Annotated in this window: 21 protein-coding genes; 4 read left to right on the top strand and 17 right to left on the bottom strand. The window is 52.0% G+C overall.

The window, feature by feature from the left end:
- Positions 1-40: 40 nt before the first annotated feature.
- A complete protein-coding gene (gene rlmE / locus LN341_RS12530) occupies positions 41-670 on the bottom strand; it encodes a 23S rRNA (uridine(2552)-2'-O)-methyltransferase RlmE (protein WP_234203470.1) in 630 nt (209 codons plus the stop codon).
- A 179-nt stretch (positions 671-849) separates the two neighbouring features.
- On the opposite strand from rlmE, the gene yhbY reads away from it, so the two are divergent.
- Positions 850-1,146 (top strand): ribosome assembly RNA-binding protein YhbY, encoded by a 297-nt coding sequence (gene yhbY / locus LN341_RS12535; protein WP_046218986.1) that lies wholly within the window; start codon positions 850-852, stop codon positions 1,144-1,146.
- An 86-nt stretch (positions 1,147-1,232) separates the two neighbouring features.
- Here the strand turns inward: yhbY and greA are convergent, their stop codons facing one another.
- Entirely contained in the window at positions 1,233-1,706 is a 474-nt protein-coding gene (gene greA / locus LN341_RS12540) for a transcription elongation factor GreA (RefSeq protein ID WP_046219159.1), read from the bottom strand.
- Between the two features lie 352 nt (positions 1,707-2,058).
- Between greA and dacB the strand changes: the two genes are divergently transcribed.
- Positions 2,059-3,471 (top strand): serine-type D-Ala-D-Ala carboxypeptidase, encoded by a 1,413-nt coding sequence (gene dacB / locus LN341_RS12545; protein WP_234203471.1) that lies wholly within the window; start codon positions 2,059-2,061, stop codon positions 3,469-3,471.
- Between the two features lie 114 nt (positions 3,472-3,585).
- On the opposite strand, the gene carB is transcribed toward dacB, so the two are convergent.
- From carB to murJ, 9 genes are all read right to left on the bottom strand, one after another.
- The gene (gene carB, locus LN341_RS12550) at positions 3,586-6,816 is read right to left on the bottom strand and encodes a carbamoyl-phosphate synthase large subunit (protein ID WP_046218988.1); all 3,231 of its coding nucleotides are present in this window, start codon (positions 6,814-6,816) and stop codon (positions 3,586-3,588) included.
- A 17-nt stretch (positions 6,817-6,833) separates the two neighbouring features.
- Positions 6,834-7,973: a glutamine-hydrolyzing carbamoyl-phosphate synthase small subunit gene (carA, locus tag LN341_RS12555; protein ID WP_234203472.1), complete on the bottom strand. Its 1,140-nt coding sequence runs from the start codon at positions 7,971-7,973 to the stop codon at positions 6,834-6,836.
- Positions 7,974-8,501: 528 nt separating this feature from the next.
- Complete coding sequence (gene dapB / locus LN341_RS12560) at positions 8,502-9,311, bottom strand: 4-hydroxy-tetrahydrodipicolinate reductase (RefSeq protein ID WP_046218990.1); 810 nt, start codon at positions 9,309-9,311, stop codon at positions 8,502-8,504.
- A gap of 177 nt (positions 9,312-9,488) precedes the next feature.
- A complete protein-coding gene (gene ispH / locus LN341_RS12565) occupies positions 9,489-10,439 on the bottom strand; it encodes a 4-hydroxy-3-methylbut-2-enyl diphosphate reductase (RefSeq protein ID WP_234203473.1) in 951 nt (316 codons plus the stop codon).
- Positions 10,440-10,505: 66 nt separating this feature from the next.
- On the bottom strand, positions 10,506-10,940 hold the full coding sequence (gene fkpB / locus LN341_RS12570) for an FKBP-type peptidyl-prolyl cis-trans isomerase (protein ID WP_046218992.1): 435 nt from the start codon (positions 10,938-10,940) through the stop codon (positions 10,506-10,508).
- Between the two features lie 128 nt (positions 10,941-11,068).
- Positions 11,069-11,584, bottom strand: a complete 516-nt coding sequence (gene lspA / locus LN341_RS12575) for a signal peptidase II (protein WP_234203474.1) — start codon at positions 11,582-11,584, stop codon at positions 11,069-11,071.
- Positions 11,584-14,415 carry an isoleucine--tRNA ligase gene (ileS, locus tag LN341_RS12580; protein WP_234203475.1) on the bottom strand — a complete coding sequence of 944 codons (2,832 nt, stop codon included), beginning with the start codon at positions 14,413-14,415 and terminating at the stop codon, positions 11,584-11,586. The genes lspA and ileS overlap by 1 nt, the downstream gene beginning before the upstream one ends.
- A complete protein-coding gene (gene ribF, locus LN341_RS12585) occupies positions 14,412-15,386 on the bottom strand; it encodes a bifunctional riboflavin kinase/FAD synthetase (protein ID WP_234203476.1) in 975 nt (324 codons plus the stop codon). Before ribF ends, ileS begins: the two co-directional genes overlap by 4 nt.
- Positions 15,387-15,519: 133 nt before the next feature.
- The gene (gene murJ / locus LN341_RS12590) at positions 15,520-17,079 is read right to left on the bottom strand and encodes a murein biosynthesis integral membrane protein MurJ (RefSeq protein WP_234203477.1); all 1,560 of its coding nucleotides are present in this window, start codon (positions 17,077-17,079) and stop codon (positions 15,520-15,522) included.
- A gap of 209 nt (positions 17,080-17,288) precedes the next feature.
- Between murJ and rpsT the strand changes: the two genes are divergently transcribed.
- On the top strand, positions 17,289-17,549 hold the full coding sequence (gene rpsT / locus LN341_RS12595; RefSeq protein WP_027253088.1) for a 30S ribosomal protein S20: 261 nt from the start codon (positions 17,289-17,291) through the stop codon (positions 17,547-17,549).
- Between the two features lie 101 nt (positions 17,550-17,650).
- Here rpsT and LN341_RS12600 read toward each other — a convergent pair whose 3' ends face one another.
- The 4 genes from LN341_RS12600 to nhaA all read right to left on the bottom strand — a co-directional run bounded on the left by LN341_RS12600 (position 17,651) and on the right by nhaA (position 20,467).
- Positions 17,651-17,941 carry a metalloregulator ArsR/SmtB family transcription factor gene (locus LN341_RS12600; protein WP_027253089.1) on the bottom strand — a complete coding sequence of 97 codons (291 nt, stop codon included), beginning with the start codon at positions 17,939-17,941 and terminating at the stop codon, positions 17,651-17,653.
- A 59-nt stretch (positions 17,942-18,000) separates the two neighbouring features.
- The gene (gene nhaR / locus LN341_RS12605) at positions 18,001-18,888 is read right to left on the bottom strand and encodes a transcriptional activator NhaR (RefSeq protein WP_234203478.1); all 888 of its coding nucleotides are present in this window, start codon (positions 18,886-18,888) and stop codon (positions 18,001-18,003) included.
- 110 nt (positions 18,889-18,998) lie between these two features.
- Complete coding sequence (locus LN341_RS12610) at positions 18,999-19,265, bottom strand: hypothetical protein (protein ID WP_234203479.1); 267 nt, start codon at positions 19,263-19,265, stop codon at positions 18,999-19,001.
- Between the two features lie 20 nt (positions 19,266-19,285).
- Positions 19,286-20,467 carry a Na+/H+ antiporter NhaA gene (gene nhaA, locus LN341_RS12615; RefSeq protein WP_234203480.1) on the bottom strand — a complete coding sequence of 394 codons (1,182 nt, stop codon included), beginning with the start codon at positions 20,465-20,467 and terminating at the stop codon, positions 19,286-19,288.
- 498 nt (positions 20,468-20,965) lie between these two features.
- Between nhaA and LN341_RS12620 the strand changes: the two genes are divergently transcribed.
- The gene (locus LN341_RS12620) at positions 20,966-22,108 is read left to right on the top strand and encodes a Na/Pi symporter (RefSeq protein ID WP_046219000.1); all 1,143 of its coding nucleotides are present in this window, start codon (positions 20,966-20,968) and stop codon (positions 22,106-22,108) included.
- 191 nt (positions 22,109-22,299) lie between these two features.
- Here the strand turns inward: LN341_RS12620 and LN341_RS12625 are convergent, their stop codons facing one another.
- Positions 22,300-23,151, bottom strand: coding sequence for a thymidylate synthase (locus tag LN341_RS12625; protein ID WP_234203481.1), 852 nt, complete (start codon positions 23,149-23,151; stop codon positions 22,300-22,302).
- 89 nt (positions 23,152-23,240) lie between these two features.
- On the bottom strand, positions 23,241-24,047 hold the full coding sequence (gene lgt / locus LN341_RS12630; RefSeq protein ID WP_046219002.1) for a prolipoprotein diacylglyceryl transferase: 807 nt from the start codon (positions 24,045-24,047) through the stop codon (positions 23,241-23,243).

Here is a 24,047-nt window from a genome sequence, read left to right on the forward strand (position 1 = left end):
GTGTTAACCTCGCGATAACTTTAAAGATGAATGTAGGGTACTACAGTTTATAACCTGTAGCCACAATATAGACTTCACGGGAACGATCCCTTGAGGAGTCTGGTTTACGGATTTTAACTGCCTTGAACATGCTGCGCACCTCGGCCAGATACTGGTCGAAACCTTCGCCCTGGAAAACTTTTACCGCAAAACTTCCATTGGGCGCAAGCACCTGCCTGCACATATCTAATGCTAGTTCAACAAGATACATTGCTCTAGGCTGATCTGATGCCAGATTACCACTCATGTTCGGCGCCATGTCAGACAAAACAACATCAACCATATCCGGCTGAATTCGCTCAAGTAATGCATCCAGCACAGCTTCTTCACGGAAGTCGCCCTGTAAAAAGCTCACACCAGGCAGGGAGTCCATCGGCAGAATATCACAGGCAATCACTTGCCCTGAATCCCCCACAACACTGGCTGCATACTGAGACCAGCCCCCGGGTGCAGCGCCCAGATCGACAACTGTCATCCCTGGTTTTAACAACTTATCTTTGTTCTGGATTTCCTCCAGTTTGAAAATGGCTCGGGAACGGTAACCCTTTTTCTGGGCTTCCATGACATACTTATCATCAAAATGTTCCTTCAGCCAGCGTCCGGAACTGGCAGAATGTTTCTTTTTACTCATGCATTACCCAATGCGAATCAACCCAAACACCTATGGTTCCCGATCTGGTTCAACAGTACTACTTTTACTGTGGCCCAGAGTTGGCAGGAACACCAGCGCAACGAAACAACGTTAGTCATATTGACTAGATGGCGTTAGAATACCCTGTTTTCAACCCTTGTTATAGATATTGAGTCACCATGAATCTAAGCACCAAACAGAAGCAATACCTGAAAGGCCTTGCTCACAGCCTCAAGCCTGTGGTCCTGATGGGCGCCAACGGCCTGACTGAAGCCGTGCTGTCAGAAATCGAACTGGCCCTGAACCATCATGAACTGATCAAGGTGAAGGTTGCCGCTGAAGAGCGCGAAACCAAGCAACTGATTGTTGATGCCATTGTGCGCGAAACTCAGGCTGAAAAAGTACAGGTTATCGGTAATATCCTGGTGCTGTACCGTCAGTCGGAAGACCGGAAAATCGAGCTTCCCCGCAAATAAAAAAGGCCGCCAACGCGGCCTTTTTTACTTCATCAAGGCCCGGTTGCTGTTACATTTATTAACAATAAAGCACCAGACCCTGCCCCTTAAACGTACTCGACCTTTTCGATCTCAAACTCTTTGCGGCCACCCGGTGTGGCAATACTGACTTCATCGCCTTCCTGCTTGCCAATCAAACCGCGAGCAATGGGCGAGTTAACCGAAATCAGCCCTTTCTTAATATCAGCTTCGTCATCCCCGACAATGCAGTAAGTCACTTCGGCATCGGTATTCACATCCAGCAAAGTTACTGTAGCGCCAAAAATCACTTTGCCGTGGTTTGTCATCTTGGTGACATCAATCACCTGAGCAACCGACAACTTATATTCAATATCGCGAATCTGTGCTTCACAGATCCCTTGCTCCTCTCGGGCCGCGTGATATTCCGCATTCTCTTTCAGGTCACCCAGCTCACGAGCTTCGGCAATGGCCTCTGTAATCTGTGGACGACGTTTCATCAAGGCGTCCAGCTCTTGACGCAGCTGCTGTTCGCCGCGGACTGTCATTGGGATCTTTTCCATAAAGTAATCTACCTCGAAACGCCAAAAAAGCAGGATTGCTTTTCGGACAAAAAAAAAGCCAGCCCAGCACAAGTCTGGGCTAACACATGAATAGAAGAAACGGCTTTTCTGTCTAACAAGATACCTAATACTCGACCTCGGATGCAACCTCTGTCTGCCGCTTGCTGTTGCGTCCCTGACGATTCATCACATTCCGTCGCTTGCCACCTTTGTCTGACTTCTCTGATGCACAAGCGAAGCGGTCTTAGATATATGAAAATATATCTTACAGGATATTAACGAACTTTCATTGCCACCCTGCGCTCTTACCCCCTATGATTCCCAGTTAGGTTTACAACGGCTCGTCATCACTATGAAAAAGAAAGTTGGCTTATTTTTCGCAGCACTCGTCTTCTCTCATTCGGCTTTGGCCGAATTTTCTCCTGAGAGGGCCATTGCCTTACTCCCCTCAGGTCATGATCTGGCTCTGCTGATTACTGATCCGGCAACAGGACAGACCATTTTCAGTCAGCGTGCAGAACAATTACAAGCACCTGCCAGCACCCAGAAGCTGCTGACAGCACTGGCAGCAAGCCTGTACCTGGATCAGAATTTTCGCTTTACTACGCGGTTAGAGCAGAACAAAGCGGACTATATTATCCGTTTCAGTGGCGATCCAACGCTGTCACGGGAAGATCTTGCAGCTATGTTGCGCACGCTCAAACAAAAAGGCGTGCATCACATCAAAGGCAATCTCTACCTCAACGGCAGCCAGTTTACCGGCTACGAACAGGCATCCGGCTGGCCCTGGGACAGCCTGGGTGTTTGCTACAGTGCCCCGTCCAGCAGCATCACCCTGGAACACAACTGTGTTCAGGCGGCCTTATACAGTGACCGGCCACTGGGCCAGTCAACACGGCTTCATATTCCGGCCCATCAACCCATCAGTGCCACCAGCCTTGCAACCATCGTCAGCAAAGCACAGCAAAAATCGACCTTCTGTTCTTTAGAGCTGCAAACCCAACCCGGCAACCATTATCAGCTGAACGGCTGCCTGCCGCAGCGGGACAAGCCTTTGCCGCTCAATTTTGCGGTCGTGGATACCGAGGCCTATGTCCGCGAAGTGCTCCTGCAGGAACTTGAGCGAACCGGCATTGCTTTTGAAGGCAACATTGTGCGCGATGACAGTCAGGCTGGCCATGTAATCACGACGCATCGCTCAGCACCTTTACCTGTCTTGCTGAAAGTGATGCTGGAAGATTCTGATAATCTGATTGCCGATAACCTTGCCAAAACGCTGGGGCAGCGCTTTTTCGATCAGCCTGGCAGTTTTCGCAATGGGACCGAAGCCATCAAGCAAATTATCACGGAGCATACCGGTATCGATCTGAGCCGGGCTGTCTTGGCTGACGGTTCTGGTTTATCCCGCGATAACCGCATCATGGCGAGCGATATGATGAAAGTAGTGACTTACATCTATCAGCATAATGCCAGCTTGAACCTGCTGGCTGACTTGCCCGTTTCTGGCCAGACGGGCACCCTGCGCTACCGCCAGAGCATCCGGCATCAGCCACTGCAAAATCAGCTGGCCGCCAAGTCAGGCTCTCTCTATGGCACATTCAATTTAGCCGGCGTGATGACAACCAAATCCGGGAAGCCTTTATTGTTTGTTCAGTTTGTCACGAACTACCTGCCACCAGAAAAGCAAGAAGATGCCACGGCAGTCACACCTGAGATTTTCAGTTTCGAACGTCAGTTATATACAGATCTGTACGAATCATACTAGCCAGATTCAGGCTTGTGCGATGAACCGCCGTCTTCATCGCGCGTAAAAAATAACACAAAAAAAAAGCCCGTCGTTTCACAACGACGGGCTTTTGATTGCTTTTCCAGCTGGCTGTTACGCCTGATTCAGCCTTGCATGAAGCTCTTGCACTGAGGTCACTTTATTGCGGTCATCCGCTGTCAGTGCCATACAGGTTGCAAACGCAGCGTTCAGGGTCGTGGTGTAGTTCACCTTCTCCAGCAGAGCGCCACGGCGCAGCACTTTAGAATCTTCAATCGCCTGACGGCCTTCAGCGGTATTGATGATATAGCTGTACTCGTTGTTCTTGATACGGTCAAGAATATGAGGACGGCCTTCATGCACCTTGTTCACCAGGCGTGGATTAATACCCGCTTCACCCAGAATCACTGCAGTACCATGAGTCGCATCCAGCTCGTAACCCAGCTTCACCAGCTTGGCAGCCAGGTCAACCACACGGCGTTTGTCGTTATTACGGACAGACAGCAGTGCACGACCAGCATTTTCACGGCTGTGCTCTTTACCGCAGCCCAGTTCCGCTTTAGCAAACGCTTCAGCGAAGGTATCACCCACACCCATGACTTCGCCGGTTGAGCGCATTTCCGGACCCAGCAGCGGGTCGACACCCGGGAACTTGTTGAAAGGCAGCACCACTTCCTTCACTGAGTAGTAAGGCGGAATGATTTCCTTGGTGAAGCCTTGCTGTTCCAGTGTCTGGCCGGCCATCACGCGGGCAGCGATTTTCGCCAGAGGCGCGCCTGTTGCTTTGGAGACAAAAGGCACAGTCCGTGCGGCACGAGGGTTCACCTCAATCAGATACACTTCGTTATCTTTGACCGCAAACTGGGTATTCATCAGGCCGCGAACACCCAGTTCAAACGCCAGCTTCTCAACCTGACGACGCATTTCATCCTGAATTTCCTGGCTCAGGGTATAAGCTGGCAGTGAACAGGCGGAGTCACCTGAGTGAACACCCGCTTGCTCGATATGCTCCATGATCCCGCCGATCACCACACGCTCGCCGTCACAGATGGCATCCACATCCACTTCCGTGGCATCGTCCAGGAAGCGATCCAGCAGCACAGGTGATTCGTTCGAAACGCTGACCGCTTCGTTGAAATAACGGCGCAGGTCATTTTCGTCGTACACGATTTCCATCGCACGACCGCCCAGTACATATGAAGGACGTACCACCAGCGGGAAACCGATTTCTTTCGATTTCTCAACAGCCTGCTCCATGGTGGTCACAGTGGCGTTTTCAGGCTGCTTCAGGCCCAGACGCTCAACGGCAGCCTGGAAACGTTCACGGTCTTCAGCGCGGTCAATCGCATCCGGGCTGGTTCCGATAATCGGCACACCGGCCGCTTCCAGTGCACGCGCCAGTTTCAGCGGCGTCTGACCACCGTACTGAACGATGACACCTTTCGGTTTCTCGACGCGAACGATCGAGAGGACATCTTCCAACGTCACTGGTTCGAAATACAGGCGATCTGAAGTGTCATAGTCAGTAGAGACTGTCTCAGGGTTACAGTTCACCATGATGGTTTCGTAACCGTCTTCGCGCAGTGCCAGAGACGCATGAACACAGCAGTAATCGAATTCGATCCCCTGACCGATACGGTTCGGGCCGCCACCCAGTACCATGATCTTGTCACGATCGGTCGGGTTGGCTTCACACTCTTCATCATATGAGGAGTACATGTATGCGGTATCTGAAGAGAACTCAGCCGCACAGGTATCCACACGCTTGTAAACCGGGTGGATATTGTGGCGGTCACGCTCTTTGCGGATTTCCAGCTCAGCCACACCCAGCAGTTTCGCCAGTCGGGCATCTGAGAAGCCTTTGCGCTTGAGCTGACGCAGGAAATCACCGGTCAGACCGGCAAAGCCGTCTTCTTTGACCTTGGCTTCCATTTGGACGATCTCTTCGATCTGGACCAGGAACCAGCGGTCAATATTGGTCAGGTTAAACACGCCATCCACAGACAGCCCGGCACGGAAGGCATCGGCGATGTACCAGATACGCTCAGCACCCGCTTCTTTCAGCTCGTGGCGGATCTTGGTCAGTGCTTCCGGATCGTCCAGATCCACCATTTCATCAAAGCCGTTGGCACCCACTTCCAGGCCACGCAATGCTTTTTGCAGCGACTCTTGCTGGTTGCGGCCAATCGCCATCACCTCGCCGACAGACTTCATCTGAGTGGTCAGACGGTCGTTGGCACCGGCGAACTTTTCAAAGTTGAAGCGTGGGATCTTGGTTACGACATAGTCGATGGTTGGTTCAAACGACGCCGGTGTTGCACCACCTGTGATGTCGTTCATCAGCTCATCCAGCGTGAAGCCAACGGCCAGTTTTGCTGCCACTTTGGCAATCGGGAAGCCGGTCGCTTTCGAGGCCAGGGCAGAAGAGCGGGAAACACGCGGGTTCATCTCAATGATGACCATGCGGCCATCTTTCGGGTTAATCCCGAACTGGACGTTTGACCCACCAGTCTCAACACCGATTTCGCGCAGTACGGCCAGCGACGCATTTCGCATCAGCTGGTATTCTTTGTCCGTCAGTGTCTGGGCAGGCGCAACTGTGATCGAGTCACCGGTGTGAATCCCCATTGGGTCGAAGTTTTCAATGGCACAGACGATGATGCAGTTGTCGTTCTTATCACGAACCACTTCCATCTCGTACTCTTTCCAGCCAATCAGTGACTCGTCAATCAGCAGCTCGTTGGTTGGGGATAAGTCCAGACCACGGCGACAGATTTCTTCAAATTCTTCTTTGTTATAGGCGATACCGCCGCCTGTACCACCCATGGTGAAAGACGGACGGATGATACAAGGGAAGCCGACCATATCGAGGACTTTGTAGGCTTCTTCCATGGTTTTCGCAGTATCGGCACGCGGACACGCCAGACCAATCGACTTCATGGCTTTATCAAAGCGCGAGCGGTCTTCAGCTTTGTCGATCGCATCGGCTGTTGCACCAATCATTTCGACACCGAATTCAGCCAGTACGCCGTGTCGCTCCAGATCCAGCGCACAGTTCAGTGCGGTCTGGCCGCCCATCGTCGGCAGAACGGCATCAGGGCGCTCTTTTTCAATGATCTTGCGCACCACTTCCCAGTGAATCGGCTCAATATAAGTCGCATCCGCCATTTCCGGATCGGTCATGATGGTGGCCGGGTTCGAGTTCACCAGGATAACGCGGTAACCTTCCTCACGCAGCGCTTTACACGCTTGTGCACCTGAGTAGTCAAACTCACACGCCTGGCCAATCACAATCGGGCCGGCACCCAGAATCAGAACACTTTGTATGTCAGTACGTTTTGGCATCGTTTTACTACTCCGGCTTAGGCGCTGTGCTGTTTAATCAGGTCGATAAAGTGGTCAAAAAGTGGTGCCGCATCGTGCGGACCCGGGCTGGCTTCAGGGTGTCCCTGGAAGCTGAACGCCGGCTTGTCGGTACGGTGAATGCCCTGTAGAGAGCCGTCAAACAGTGATTTATGCGTCGCACGCAGGTTATCCGGCAGTGTGGCTTCATCAGCAGCAAAACCGTGGTTCTGGCTGGTGATCATCACCACATTGCGATCCAGATCTTTGACCGGGTGGTTGGCACCATGGTGACCAAACTTCATTTTCACCGTTTTTGCGCCGCTTGCCAGCGCCAGGATCTGGTGTCCCAGGCAAATGCCAAACACAGGCAGGCCTTTGTCCAGAAAGGTTTTGGTCGCTTCAATCGCGTAAGTACAAGGTTCCGGGTCGCCAGGGCCATTTGACAGGAAGACGCCATCCGGATTCATCGCCAGCACCTCTTCTGCTGAGGTTTCTGCCGGGACCACGGTCAGGCGGCAACCCCGGTCAACCAGCATGCGCAGGATATTGCGCTTGGCACCGAAGTCATAAGCCACGACATGGTAAGGCAACTCGCCAGCCTCTTTGGCTTCCGGCAGTCCGCCTTCCAGCGTCCAGGAGCCCTGCGCCCAGCTATAGCTTTCTTTGGTCGACACAACCTTCGCCAGATCCATCCCTTTCAGGCCAGGAAACGCTTTGGCTTTTTCCAGCGCCAGCGCCGGATCCAGATTGGCACCAGCCATAATGCAACCATTCTGCGCGCCTTTCTCACGCAACAGACGGGTCAGCTTACGGGTGTCAATGTCAGCGATACCGACAATATTTTGGGATTTCAGATAATCAGACAGGGTCTGCTGGGAGCGGAAGTTTGAAGCAATCAGAGGGAGGTCGCGAATTACCAGGCCTTGCGCGTGGATTGCAGTAGATTCTTCGTCTTCGGAATTGGTTCCGGTATTGCCAATGTGGGGATAAGTAAGTGTCACAATCTGTTGAGAATAAGAGGGGTCAGTGAGAATTTCCTGGTACCCCGTCATCGAGGTATTGAAAACAACTTCACCAACGGCCGAACCATCTGCACCGATGGATACGCCGTGGAACACAGTCCCGTCTTCAAGGACTAACAGCGCCGATTTGTTCAAGACAACCTCCAATCTTCATAAAAACGCAAATAAAACAGATAAAATTGCATTTACCCATTCCATAGAAAGTCAAAACCCCAGTCAAGCCGAATTTTGACAAATTGCGCGCATTCTAGTGATCCATGCCCAAACTGTCAACAACAGGGAATAATTAAATTTTAAATATCGACCACTCCGGCCGCTTACGCTGCCAAACCAGAGAAAGCATATCTTTTCCTGCCTTTTTCTGTGGGCCATCCGAGCTGCATGTTCAGGCAACCGTTTGCCAAGCCTTGCAGACACGCAGCACAAATTATCAACCAGGAAAATCACAAAAATCAGGCGACATAACACCTTCTTTTGAGCCATTGGAATGGAAATGGCGCAGCCAGCAGATAAAAAACCAAGCTAACTGTCGGATTTACTCAGAAGTACACAACAAGAATGCCTTCTCGTTGAATTTGATGATTTATGCAATTCAGAGGGGCGTGAAAACAGCAGAAGAAGAGAAAACTGCAGCCGGTCTCGACTGCAGTGTGATAGCAGTGTTTATAGATCGTTCAGGCCAAGCACATCTTGCATGGTATAAAAACCCGCCGGTTGTTTATCCAGCCAGGCCGCTGCGCGGACCGCGCCATTGGCAAATGTCATACGGTCTGTCGCTTTGTGAGTGATTTCGACCCGCTCGCCAATGTCCGCAAACATGGCTGTGTGTTCACCGATGATGTCACCAGCACGGATCGTGGCAAATCCAATTTCATCGCGGCTGCGCTCGCCAGTGATCCCTTCACGGGCATAAACGGCGACATCGCTCAGTTTTTTCCCCATCGCGCCGGCAATCGCCTCGCCCATCCCCAGTGCTGTACCGGAAGGCGCATCGACTTTATGTCTGTGGTGGGCTTCTATGATTTCGATATCACAATAATCCCCCATGATCTTGGCCGCTTTTTCCAGCAGCTTGAACGTCAGGTTGACGCCTACACTGTAGTTGGGGGCCATGACAACTGCTATCTGGCTTGCAGCTGCATCGATCCGGGCTTTTTCTTCTTCGCTAAAACCGGTTGTCCCGATGACAATTTTCTTATTATGGCGCTGGCACAGCGCCAGATTTGCCAGGGTTGCGACTGGTGCTGTGAAATCAATCAGCACATCAAAATCATTGATCGCTTTTTCAATATCATCGACCACAGCCACTTCCAGCTTACCAATCCCAGCCAGTTCACCGGCATCAACGCCGATCAGGCTGCTTTGAGGACGCTCAGTCGCCGCACCCACCTGTGCCTGCTCAGACTGTGCCGTCGCTTTCAGTAACTGGCGTCCCATTCGCCCTGCCGCACCGGCAATCGCGATTCTGACCATAGCTGTTTCTCCTTAAAACATTCAGCAGATGAAGGTCTGTTTATCTTTCAGGGCCGTCTTGATTGGCCAATACACCAAGACCATGAAAGATAAACAGCCCATTAATCTAGCCTGTATAACGGTGAAAAAAAACCCCGGTATAACCGGGGTTCAATAAATAATCGTGCGACGGACGGCTTAGCCTACATTTTTAACCTGCAGTTCCCGTGGCACTTCAAAGAACATATTCTCTTCACGGCCGCTCAGCTCTTCCACTTCGCCACCGGCCAGCGCCTGAATGCGTGCGATAATCTGGTTGACCAACGCTTCCGGCGCCGAGGCGCCCGCAGTGACGCCAACACTCGCTTTGCCGGTCAGCCAGTTGGCATCGACATCTTCGGCACAGTCTGTCAGGTAGCTTGGGGTGCCCAGTTTTTCAGCTAATTCACGCAGGCGATTGGAATTTGAAGAGTTTTTTGACCCCACGACTATCATCACATCGACGCTGGCGGCCATTTCACGCACGGCATCCTGACGATTCTGGGTTGCGTAGCAGATATCATCTTTACGCGGCCCCTGAATATCCGGAAAGACCTGCCGCAAGCGATCGATGACCTCTGCGGTTTCATCCACTGACAAGGTTGTCTGGCTGACATAGTGCAGATTGGTTGGATCTTTAACAATCGCTTTCAGCTGATCGACATCAACCGGGGTTTCAACCAGGTACATACCGCCCGTATCGCTGGCGTACTGGCCCATTGTGCCTTCGACCTCTGGATGACCGGCATGGCCGATCAATACCACTTCCATATCGCGGCGGCTGGCGCGGGCAACTTCCATATGGACTTTGGTGACCAGAGGGCAGGTTGCATCAAACACGGTTAACTTGCGCGCTTTTGCTTCATTTCTGACTGCCTGTGAGACGCCATGTGCAGAGAAAATCACAATATTATCATCCGGCACTTCGCTTAGCTCTTCCACGAAGACAGCCCCACGCTGTTTCAGTCCCTCAACGACAAATCGGTTGTGAACCACCTCATGACGGACGTAAATTGGCGGCTGATACAGCTCCAGCGCACGCTCAACGATACTGATCGCGCGGTCAACACCGGCACAGAAGCCACGAGGGTTAGCAAGTAAGATTTTCATATCTGAGGACTCTTTACCTTCATCCTTCCACCCCTTGCCTCAGTCTGGCCGGGGATGGATATGGGGTTACCCTTCGATGCTGACCACTTCAACATCGAAAGTGACCCGCTGGCCGGCCAGCGGGTGATTAAAATCAACAGTGACAGAATCACCGACCACAGCGGTAATCACACCTGGGATATCCTGCCCGTCCGGGCCGCTGAATGCAATGATAGTACCGACTTCTGCCGGAGCATCTGAATTAAAACGACTTAAATCAATATGATGGATATTATCAGGATTCGGCATCCCGAAGGCATCTTCCGGTTCAAGCACAAACTGGTTTTTCTCGCCCTGCGCCAGGCCAAGCAGACAGCGTTCAAAATTGTCAGTCAGGCTGCCATCGCCCATACGAAACTTAGCCGGTTTCCCCATCGCTTGCGTAGACTCAGCGACAGAGCCATCTGCCAGCTTAATGGAAAAGTGCATTAAAACTTCACTGTTGCGTGTGATGACTGACATACATACATCCTGATTACGAATTTCTGAGTGGTCCGGCTGGCTTCATCTGACCGGATAAATCGATCGCTTTTTACAATAAAGCGCCGCCCATCGCAACGAGCAGCGCTTGGTTCGTGACCCCGGCCGCCTTACTGGCTTGCTTTGGTCTTTGTCTTTCCGGCCAGTAAGCCTTCCAGAATAATCAGACCGGCCCCGACACAGATTGCCGAGTCAGCAATGTTAAATGCCGGCCAGTGGTGCTGTCCGATGTAGAAATCGAGAAAATCCACCACAAAACCATGGTACAGGCGATCAAACAGATTGCCGAGGGCACCCCCGATGATCAGCGCATAAGCAGCATTCACCATACGTTGACTGGCTGGGGTGCGACGCATCCAGACCATAAGCAGTGCGGTCACCCCGAGAGCAATGGCGGTAAAGAGCCATCGCTGCCAGCCACTGGCATCACTCAGAAAACTGAAAGCCGCGCCATAGTTATGCACATACAGCAAATTAAAGAATGGCAGGACTTCAATTCGATTCGGCCAGCCGTAGCCCATGGTGTCCATCACCAGCAGCTTAGTGCCAATATCAATGACGAAGACCAGAGCCGCCAGCCACAGCCAGCGGATTCCGGATTGCTTCAAAGCAGGTAAAGTACTCATCAGGCAAACTTGCGCTCTTCACCCTGACCATCGATGTTGGTCACACAACGGCCACAGATTTCTTCATGACCGGCAATGGTGCCCACATCGGCCACATGGTGCCAGCAGCGGTCACACTTAGCCGCTTGCGAGGCCGTCACCAGTACAGACAGACCGGCAACCTCGGTCGGCTTCGCCTCTGCCGGCTGACTGTCGGCCAGAGCCACCTGAGCTTTGGAAGTCAGCAGTACAAATCGCAGTTCATCTTCCAGGCTGTTGAGCTTGGCTGCCAGCTCAGGCTCCGCAAACAGCGTCACCTCTGCCTGCAGCGCGCCACCGATACGTTTTTCGTTACGCGCATCTTCCAGCAGTTTGTTCACAGCACCACGAACTGCCTGGATCTCAGTCCAGAATTCGTTGCTGAAAGCGTCATTTTCAGACAGTTCAAACAGGCCTTCAAACCACTCGCCGGTGAAGACAAAGGTGTCACGCTCGCCCGGCATCTCATTCCAGATTTCATCGGCGGTGAATGACATGATTGGCGCCATCCAGCGAACCAGAGCTTCAACGATATAGTACAAAGCAGTCTGGCAGCTGCGCTGGGCATGGCCACCGCGTTTGGCCGTATACTGACGATCTTTGATCACATCGAGATAGAAAGAGCCCATTTCGATAGAACAGAAGTGCATCAGTCGTTGGGTCACTGTGTGCAGGTTGTATTCATCGTAAGCTTTGATGATTTCATCCTGTGCCGCTTTAGCTTGCGCTACCGCCCAGCGATCCAGCGCGACCATCTCTTCAGCCGGCACGCAGTCGGTGGCCGGATTGAAGCCGCTCAGGTTGGCCAGCAGGAAACGCGCCGTATTGCGGATACGACGGTAAGCATCAGCACTGCGCTTGAGGATTTCATCTGACACCGCCACTTCGCCGGTATAATCAGTTGACGCTACCCACAGACGCAGGATATCAGCGCCCAGCTTATTGGTGACATCTTTTGGCGCCACCACGTTACCGATTGATTTGGACATCTTACGGCCCTGGCCATCCACCACGAAACCGTGGGTCAGCACCTGGCGGTAAGGGGCCTTGTTTTTCATCGCCACCGATGAAATCAGAGAAGACTGGAACCAGCCACGATGCTGGTCAGAGCCTTCCAGATAAAGATCGGCCGCATTGCCATTAAACTCTTCGCGGTTATCAACCACGGCATAGTGGGTGACACCGGAGTCGAACCAGACATCCAGAGTGTCCAGCACTTTCTCGTATTGCTCAGCATCAGCTTCACTCATGATCTCAGCAGGATTGAGATCCCACCATGCCTGGATGCCTTGCTCTTCCACCAACTGAGCCACTTTTTCAATCAGCGCCAGGCTGTCCGGATGCAGTTCCTGCGTTTCTTTATGGACGAAAAGTGCAATCGGCACGCCCCAGGTACGCTGGCGTGAGATACACCACTCAGGGCGACCTTCCACCATGCTCTCAATACGGCTCTGGCCCCACTCAGGCATCCACTGAACGCCTTTGATTTCTTCCAGCGCTTTTGCACGCAGACCGTTCTGATCCATAGAAATAAACCACTGCGGAGTGGCCCGGAAGATAATTGGAGTCTTGTGACGCCAGCAATGCGGATAGCTGTGCTCATAAGAATGATGGTGCAATAAGGCACCGTGTTCTTTCAGCGTTTCAACAACAGCGTCGTTGGCCTTGAACACATGCTGACCGGCAAACAACTCGGTATCTGGCAGGTATACGCCGTTACTGCCGACCGGGTTCGCCACTTCAAGACCGTATTTCTGACCGACAACAAAGTCTTCCTGACCGTGGCCTGGTGCCGTGTGGACACAGCCCGTACCGGATTCGGTGGTCACGTGATCACCCAGAATCACAGGCACGTCGAAGTTGTAGAACGGGTGATTAAAGCGCAGCAGATCGAGGTCAGCGCCTTTACAGAAGCCCAGATTGTGGAAATGCTCGATACCGGCACGATCCATCACATCTTTTGCCAGCTCAGCGGCCACAATCAGACGTTGAGGCTGCTCGCCTTCCACCTGAATCAGCACATATTCCAGATCATCACGGACGGCTACCGCACGGTTGGCCGGTAGTGTCCAAGGCGTCGTGGTCCAGATCACAATGGACACATCGCCCTGTCCCTGATGACCACTGGCCAGATTAAACTTGCTTAAAACGTCTGCTTCATCAACGGCTTTGAATTTCACGTCGATGGATGGCGAGACCTTGTTTTTGTATTCCACTTCGGCTTCAGCCAGCGCTGAACCGCAGTCGGTACACCAGTGAACAGGTTTGAAACCTTTCAGCAGGTGGCCGTTATCGGCAATTTTGCCCAAAGCACGAATGATATTGGCTTCGGTAGCGAAATCCATAGTGCGGTAAGGCTTGTCCCACTCACCCAGCACCCCGAGGCGAATAAAACTTTCTTTCTGGCCTTCAACCTGACCTGCTGCATAAGCACGGCATTTTTCGCGGAACTCGGCGGCAGAAACTTTATGGCCGGGTTTACCGACTTTTTTCTCTACCATCAGCTCGATCGGCAGACCGTGACAATCCCAGCCCGGTACGTAAGGCGCGTCAAAGCCGGACATCGACTTCGACTTGATAATAATGTCTTTGAGAATCTTGTTCAGTGCGTGACCAATATGAATATCACCATTGGCATATGGAGGGCCGTCATGCAGTACGAAAGATTTTTTACCTTTCTTGGCTTTACGGATTTCACCGTAAAGATCCTCGTCATACCAACGCTTAAGCATTGCAGGCTCGCGTTGCGCCAGGTTGCCTCGCATCGGAAACCCTGTTTCAGGCAGGTTCAGGGTATCTTTATAGTCGCTCATTGATTCTCAATTCCGTTACTTGGGCGAAGTTGGACATGTTGACGATGCTCAGACAGCCACACCCGCGCAGTCTGGGCATCACGCTCGATTTGCGCTTTCAGCGCATCAAAGGAGGCGAATTTAATTTCATCTCGTAGTTTGTGATGTAGTACCACTTCAATCTGACAACCATAAATATCAGACTGATAATCAAATAAATGGACTTCCAGTTGCTGGCGTTCGCCATTCACTGTCGGTCGGCGGCCGATATTCGCCACCCCGGGCAATGGCTGTTGTGCCACCCCAAGAACTTCAACGGCATACACACCGGAGACCGGTGAAACCCGGCGCTTCAGCGGCACGTTGGCCGTTGGGAAACCTATGGTCCGGCCCAGCTTCTGGCCATGTGATACCCGGCCGGTAATACTGTAAGGGCGACCCAGCATAGCTTCCGCTGAGGCCAGATCATCACTGGCCAGTGCTTCGCGAATGGCCGTACTGCTCACGCGCAGGCTGTCAACACAGTAGCTCTGGGTGCTGACTACTTCGAAGCCGAACTCACGACCGGCGGCTTCCAGCATCGCAAAATCACCGCTGCGGCCTTTGCCGAAGCGAAAGTCGTCACCAACAACCAGAAACTTAACACCCAATTGTTCCACCAACAAGCGACGAACAAAATCTTCCGGCGCCATATTGGCAAAGCGGGCATTGAAATTGACACACAATAGCCGGTCAATGCCTGCATGACTGAGCTGCTGATACTTATCGCGAAAGCGGGTCAACCTTGCTGGCGCCTTGTCTTTGGCAAACAGCTCCATGGGCTGAGGCTCAAAACTCATCACAGTCGAAGGAACCCCTAATCGCCGGGCTTGCGCCAGTACCTGACGCAACACAGCCAGGTGCCCCTGATGGACCCCGTCAAAGTTGCCAATTGTCAGAACACAGCCGTGGTGACCGGGCCGGATATTATGAATTCCTCGGATCAATTCCATCTGCAGCTAATCATTACCAAAGTCAAAAACTGACGGATTATATACCAGAGCGCAACAGGGTTAAAACCATGCGCGCCGTAAGATGTACTTTTTTGCCTCAATTCCCTGCTGGTCATCATCCGTATCGTGCACCTTAGCCTTCGCTACGCAGGTGGTGCAAACGGACACCTGTCACCATCAGGGATAACAGGTAAGTCACGGCGCCAAGACCTATCAGGCCAGTCAGCCAGTACACGCGCTGCATCAGGCTCAATGACAGCCATTGTGCCATCTCCGGCGACAGCCATAACAGCACACCCACCATCGCCACGCCGGCAATCACCAGACGGATGACAAATCCAAACGTCGTGCGTGAAATCCGGTACACCCCGGCACGGTGCAGGCCGCGGTACAAGAGTGCAGCGTTGACCAGTGCTGACAGGGCCGTTGCCAGTGCCAGACCAACATAACCTAAGAAATAGGCAAAAATGGCATTGAAGACCATATTGGTGACCATCGCAATCACGCCATAGCGCACCGGGGTTCGGGTGTCCTGTCTGGCATAATAACCAGGCGCCAGCACTTTGATTAACATAAAGTTCAGCAGGCCAGACGCATAAGCCAGCAGCGACATGCCCGCCTGCTCAACATCATTGGGCGTAAATTCCCCCCGCATGAAAAGCACCATCAGCATCGGCTTCGCCAGCACCATCAGCCCCAGCATCGCAGGCAAACCGAGCAGAAGGACCATTCTGACCCCCCAATCCATGGTGTGGGCAAAATGTTCCCGGTTCTGATCCACATGCTTACGTGACAAGGCCGGCAGAATGACGGTTGCAATCGCAATCCCGAACAGACCTAAAGGAAATTCAAGCAGCCGGTCTGAGTAATACAGCCAGCTGATGGAGCCTGTCATCAGGAAACTGGCGATAAAAGTATCAAACAGCAGGTTAATCTGGCTCACGGACACACCGAACAAAGCCGGGATCATCAGAGTGCGGATTTTCACCACACCGGGATCGCGCCATCCCCAGCGCGGACGGACCAGCATCCCTTCCCGGTAAAGAAAGGGCAACTGAAACAAAAACTGCACTAAACCGCCCAGAAAAACGCCCAGCGCCAGGCCAATTTCAGGCTGATCCAGGTTCGGCGATACCCACCAGGCACAGACAATGATAGCGATATTGAGAAAGACCGGGGTAAACGAAGAAACAGCAAACTTCCCTAAGGTGTTGAGAATCGCGCCCGACAAAGCGACCAGTGTGATAAACCACAGGTAAGGAAACGTGATTTTCAGCAACAGGCTGGCCAGTTCAAACTTCGGCGCGGCCGGCCCGTCGTTGAGCCAGTCAAGAAACCAACCGGCCCCAAACAAAGCGGTAATCACCCCGGATCCCAGAACGCCCAACAGGGTCACCAGAGTCACTATGCCCCCCAAGGTACCGGATACCCGGGCGATCAGCTCGCGGGTCTTGTCTTTGTCACCCGCCGCATGGGTTTCTGTCAGTACGGGCACGAAGGCTTGAGAGAAAGCCCCTTCGGCAAACAGGCGGCGAAGGAAGTTGGGAATCTTATTTGCGAAGAAAAAAACATCGGCAGCCGCACCGGCTCCCATCAGGTTGGCTACCACGACATCTCGCACTAAACCCATGACGCGAGATACTAAAGTCATACTGCTGACAATCAGCCCGGAGCGCAAAAGACGCTTACTCACAAAAAAACCTCATAAAAGATGGCCCAGAAAGGTGACTTGCAGAGCCAAATGCTGGTAGAATCTGCCGCCATATTAACCGTGTTAATGCACAAGTGCCAATTTCAATGGCGCGGCTGTTATTTGCACAAATCATTTGACATTGTTCGGTTTTAGAGGCATATTCCTCGGCCTTAAATTGTCACCATACCAAGAATTTGGGAGTTACACCCTTGGCAAATATCAAATCTGCTAAGAAACGTGCAATCACTTCTGAAAAACGTCGTCAGCACAACGCTAGCCGTCGTTCTATGATGCGCACTTTCTTCAAAAAAGTTGTTGCTGCTATTGAAGCAGGCGATAAAGAAGCCGCCGTTAAGGCCTTCGCTGACATGCAACCTGTTATGGACCGTATGGCTACTAAAGGCCTGGTTCACAAAAACAAGGCTGCTCGTCATAAAGCGCGCCTGTCTGCAAAAATCAACGCTCTGTAATTTCAGTGCATTGATGCTACAGCAATAAAAAAACCGGCCATGGCCGGTTTTTTTATATCCGCTGTTTGCTTGAAGGTCACATTCAGGCAGGCTGTCCGAGCTTAGCAGTACATTTGCTGCAACAGCTGAATCATCGACTTCACTTCCTGACTTCTCAGCCGGTAAAACACAGTCTGAGACTCTTTACGCGTTGCCACCAGGCCATCTCGCCTGAGCCAGGCAAGATGTTGTGACAAGGCCGACTGGCTTAACTCCAGACGGTCACTCATCGTTCCAACCGACAACTCTCCTTCCAGCAAGTAGCATAAAATCAGCAGTCGCCGCTCATTAGCCATAGCCTTAAGCAAAGACACTGCCTGAGGAGCACTGTGATGTAACGTTATGGTTTCCATCTTTCCACCGCTTGAACTTCAGTGATTTATCTATTGACTTCTATCACTGAAAAAGGCGGTCATTTGAACAGCTTTCTGAAATCGGCTTCGCAAATTTTCTTTACCGCAGGGTGCATGATCATCCGTTCGGCAAAAATAACGTAATATTCCTCCCGAATCGCCCTGACTCGCTTCACTTCGCGTACGGTATGCGACTGTTCGATTTCCTCTGCATAGATAGAGGGCGCCACAAACATCGATTTACGAAACGCGCCGAACGCCTTCATCAATGCCGCATCATCAAACTCACCCAAGATATTGGGCGTGATCCCCTGCTGATCAAACCAATGGTGCAACTTACGTCCCATCGCCGTACGGCGTCCCGGCACCAGCAACTTATACTCTTCCAGGCAGGCAGGAAAACTGATTGATTTGTCTGTATCCGAACAGAAAAAACTCATGCTGGACTCACCCAGTTTTTTACTGAACAAGCCTGGGCTTTGGGTGGAATCCACCGGACAATCAGACAAAATCATATCCAGTTTATGCTGAGACAATTGCTCCAGCAGCATTTCATGCGTCGACTCGTAGCAGCGTAAATGAATGCGCTCATCTTCAGGGATACCTGCCATCAAAATTTTACTGACCAGACGTTTTGACAACGCATCCGCGACCCCGACTTCCAGCAACTGATTCTCACGCTGGGTATAGTTGACGATATCCAGCATTTCATAGCTGAGGTCAAACATCTTATCGGCGTACTTAAAGACCAGCTGTCCCAGCTCTGTGGGCTCAATGTTGCGGCCAACCCTTTTTGTCAGCTTTCCGTTCAGCCTTTCCTCAAGTGCTCTTATCTGGCCCGTCACTGTCTGTGGGGCCAGAAATAATGCATCGGCCGCTTTGGTCACTGACCCTTGCTTGCAGACCATCCAGAAATAATACAGGTGATTGTAATTCAGGTGCGACACTGTCGTAGGCCTCGATACTCAACAAATAAAAAACCCCAGGCCTTGTCAGCCTGGGGTTATCCTATGTGTTTTTTATCCGAAAAGACACTGAGTCTGAGAGCCGGAACGGATTATTGTGCCTGTGTTTCTGTCACTGTGTCAGCCGCGACCAAATGGCGGGAGCGCTCCCCCGCACGTTGCTCCAGTGCCCGGGCCAGAAAACCGGTCGGGGTATCTTGCTGCCGGTTCTGGCTCTGATTCACCCCTTGCTCAAAACCGGTCAGATAGGCTTTGCACAGCTCACTCTCCAACTGCTGCTGGCAGTGACTGTAATCAGTTGCCGCCGCTGAGGCACCAGCCGAACTCAGGCTCAATACCAGTACAATGAATGCTTTCATACTCACCTCCCTGTTCCGGATTAAGATGATGTCTGACTGTCCTTCACGGCCTTCGCCGCTGGCAGCGAACGGTGCAGCAGGATATAGCCGACAACAGCCGCAGTGGTCGAGCCGATCAGAATCCCCAGCTTGGAATAAGTCATCAGCTCAAGATCAGCACCGCTAAATGCCAGCATCGAAATAAAGATCGACATCGTAAAGCCGATACCACACAGCACAGACACCGCAAAAATCTGACCAAAACCTGTGCCTTCAGGCAGACGCGCTATCCCCATTTTTACAGCCAGATAACTCGCGGTAAAAATACCCAGCGGCTTACCGACCAACAGGCCCAGCGCAATCCCCAGCGGCAGCATAGCCGTCAGCCCTTCAACCGAGACGCCTGCCAGCGAAATCCCTGCGTTCGCAAAAGCGAAAATCGGTAAGATCAGATAGGCAACATACGGGTGTAATGCATGCTCCAGCGTCTTGAGCGGCGAGATATCTTTGCCCTGTTTATTTTGCCCCTGAAGCGGGATGGCAAAGCCCAAGACCACACCTGCCAGCGTGGCATGCACACCGGATTGAAGGACGCTGAACCAAAGCACCAGACCCACCAGGAGATACCAGACTAGGTTTGAGACATTGCGAGCGTGCATGATAAAAAGCACGGCAGTTGCGGCAAATGCCACAGCCAGCGCAATGGCGGATAAATCACTGCTGTAGAACAAAGCAATAATCACGATCACGCCCAGGTCATCAATAATGGCCAATGCCAGCAAGAAGACTTTCAGGCTCACCGGCACCCGGTTCCCCAGCAGAGCCATGATACCTAACGCAAATGCGATATCTGTCGCCGCAGGGATTGCCCAACCACCGATCGCTACAGGATCAGAATAGTTGAACAGCACGTATACTAAAGCCGGGGCGACCATGCCCCCCAATGCGGCGATCGCAGGGAAAATCGCTTTCTCTTTCGTATTCAGTGCACCTTCAATCAGTTCACGCTTCACCTCCAGGCCAATGACCAGGAAGAAAATCGCCATCAAACCATCGTTAATCCAATGCGCGACCGACAGGCCAGCGATATAAGTATGTAATGCGCCCTCATACAGGGGCTGCAAAGGCGAGTTGGCAATGGTCATCGCCAAAGCCGCCGCGACGATCAGCAAGATGCCGCCAGCAGACTCTAATTTAAAGAATTTCAGAATTACATCGGTCATCGACCGCAGCTCCTTACTACTCACTGTAAAATCACACTTTTTTATTGATGTGCGGTTGAAACAGTGTAGACGCCCAAAGACATCTGTGTGAAATCGTTTGTTTAGAGCCAACAACTCGGAAAATCCGAATCATTGGCAGTAATACACCGTAATACCCGCAGTATCCAGCTATCTTCCCAGGCCAGTGACAGCGCACTTTCCAGAGTAAGCCACTATCACTATGACACTGAAAGCCCATCCGGCACATTTTTTATCTGTTTTTTTTCGACATCCTTCTCTTCAATACTAATAAAGGTTTTATCAAAAAAATCACAGTGTTAAGCCTGCAGATAAAAAGATAGATCCTGATCCCATTCTTTGTTCCTGACCACAAAACACACAGGTATGACAGAAAGGCTTGGCTGTGTCATATTTCTGAAATATTCGATCTCTACTATCGCGCCAACATTTAAAAAAACTGACACCAAAATGACATCACAATGTCACGGAGAACAGAATATGACTACCCAAGCCACCACAGCTGAGCCAGTGCAAAGCTCCATGCGATGGGTTCGTTGGGCAAACCTGGTTTTCATGCTTTATCTGCTGCTGGTCGCAGTCTCGCTGGTCAGCGGCGGCTTTAAGTGGTCGGTTGGTGAGCAGGCCAAAACCCTGTTTGAATTTGCCTCACACCCGATTGCAGGCCTGATGATCGGTCTGGTAGCCACCTCTCTCATCCAATCTTCCAGTACAGTGACCTCGATCATCGTGGGACTCGTGGCTGGGGGATTGCCGGTTGAAACCGCAATTCCTATGGTGATGGGTGCCAACATTGGGACAACCATGACCAACACACTGGTCAGCCTGGGACACGCCCGTTGTAAAGAAGAATTCCGCCGCGCTTTTTCTGCCGCAACGGTTCATGATTTCTTCAACCTGCTGGCCGTCTTCATTTTCCTGCCGCTGGAAATGATGTTTGGTCTGCTGCAAAAAATTTCCGCCTGGCTGGTTTCACCTCTGATGTCGACCGGTGACATGAGCATGAAGGGACTGGATTTCATTAAGCCTTTGACGAAACCTGCCGTGAACGCAGTCAAAGCACCGCTGGAATCCATGGGCACTATGGGCGGTGTCATCATGATTGCACTGGGTATTGCGCTCATCTTCCTGGCGATTACCGTCATGGGTAAACTGATGCGCAGCCTGATGGTTGGTCGTGCCCGTGAAATCCTGAAAAGTGCCATTGGTCGCGGTCCGGTACACGGTATCGTGTCAGGCTCCATTGTCACCATACTGGTACAGTCTTCTTCGACCACGACCAGCTTGATGGTGCCTCTGGTTGGTACCGGCGTGCTGAAAGTGCGTGATGTGTATCCGTTTACCTTGGGTGCCAACATTGGCACCTGTATTACCGCACTGCTGGCTGCAACCGCCATTTCCGGCGACCATGCCGTGTTTGCTCTGCAAATTGCCCTGGTGCACCTGTGCTTTAATGTGCTGGCAACCCTGCTGATCTTTGGTTTGCCTTTCCTGCGTGAGCTGCCGCTGAAAGGGGCGGTCTACCTGGGCGAACTGGCCGTGAAAAGCAAATCGGCTGCAGCGGCCTATCTGGGACTGGTCTTTATCATTATCCCGGGTGGCATTCTGGCACTGACGGCCTAATCAAACGCTTCTGAATCATCAACAATCCCTGCTTACTGTGAGCAGGGATTTTTTTTTATCTGATGATAACCAGCTAACCAGATACACCAACAACACCAGTGGATGTCAAAACTGAACGCCAGCAAGCTTAGCCTCATGCTTTCCGGCACAAAAAAGCCCCACATGTGTGAGGCTCTGGGTGTTCGCCTTTCTCAGACCGAGAACGGATACTGTATCGGCTCATGGTGCTGATAATCTTCGACTTTAAAATCATCCATCGTGACCCAGGTTTCCAGATCGTCCAGTGATTGAATCTCTGGATTAATCACCAGCCGGGGTGATGGATACGGCTCACGCTTGAGCTGAACATCGCGCATCAGCGTCAGTTGATCTTCGTAGATATGTGCGTTGACAATCTTGTGGTAGGCCTTGCCGGCTTTATGACCCGTAATCTGCGCCATCAGAGCCAGTAAGGTGAAGACCTGAATCTGATTAAAATTAAGCCCCAGCGGCACATCACACGAACGCTGGTAGCTGGTCAGATACAGACGGTCACCCAGCAGCGAAAACGTATGCGTGTGCATACAGGGGCGCAGGCAGCCCATGTCAAATTCACCGGGGTTGTAAAATGTCAGTATCTCACCGCGATCGTCCAGGCCCCGGCTCAGATCATCGACAATCTTACGCAGCTGATCCAAGGTACTGCCATCGGGTTTACGCCAGCTTCTGCCCTGTACACCGTAGACACGTCCCATATCGTCCGTGCCTTTGCGGTGAGGATTACTCAGCCATGCCTGATTGTCATTGGCATTGGCATTCCAGGTGTTACAACCGATCGCACGAAACTGTGCCGCGCTGTCATAGCCACGCAGATAGCCGAGCAGTTCGGCAATCGCTGCTTTCCAGTAACTTTTACGGGTGGTGATCAGCGGAAACTGGTTGTTGGCCACATCATACGTCAGGTCAGCATTGATCAGTGTCAGGCAACGCTTGCCTGTCCGCTCGTTTTCAACCCATTCGCCTTCATCAATAATCCGCTGGCATAAATCTAAATACTGTTTCATTGTCTCTCTTGACCGGAGTGTGGCAGAAAAAATCTGCCCGCAAGAATAACACAAAACAGGCAGCCATATGGCTGCCTGTCGTCGTCACATTAAGCAGTGCGGTGTGCGTCTGAACGCTTGTAAGCCCAGAGCATCAGCAGTGCCCCGCCGATGACCATCGGCAGAGACAGGATCTGCCCCATACTGATCCAGCCTGCGAACAAGCCAAGCTGCGCATCAGGTTCACGGCAGTATTCAACCAGGAACCTGAATGAACCGTAACCCAGCAAGAATAATCCGGAGACGGCGCCCGCCGGACGCGGTTTACGGATAAAGAGATTGAGGATAATCAGCAATACCAGACCTTCTAAGAAAAATTCATACAACTGAGAAGGATGACGAGGCAGCGGCCCCCCGGTCGGGAAAACCATGCCCCAGGGCAGATCGGTGACCCGGCCCCACAGCTCACCATTGATGAAATTCCCAAGCCGGCCAGCGCCGAGGCCAAACGGCACTAACGGCGCCACAAAATCCGCCACGTCGAAGAAACGCCGGCCATTGCGATGGGCATACCAGATCATAGCTGTCATGACGCCTAATAAACCACCGTGGAATGACATGCCGCCGGTCCAGACTTTAAACAGATAAAGCGGATCGGCCAGGAAGACTTCGAAGTTGTAAAACAGGACATAGCCGACCCGGCCGCCGATCACCACCCCGAGAAAGCCCACAAACAGCAGGTCGCTGACTTGATCTCGTGTCCAGCCACTGCCTGGCTTATCGGCACGACGATTTGCCAGCCAGAGCGCAAATACGAAGCCCAGCAGGTACATCAATCCATACCAGCGGATCGCCAGCGGGCCAATTTGAAACAGGATTGGGTCAAAGTTTGGAAAAGTCAGATAACCTTGGCTCAT

The sequence above is a fragment of the Photobacterium sp. TLY01 genome (assembly GCF_021432065.1).
GTDB classification, from domain to species: Bacteria; Pseudomonadota; Gammaproteobacteria; order Enterobacterales; family Vibrionaceae; genus Photobacterium; species Photobacterium halotolerans_A.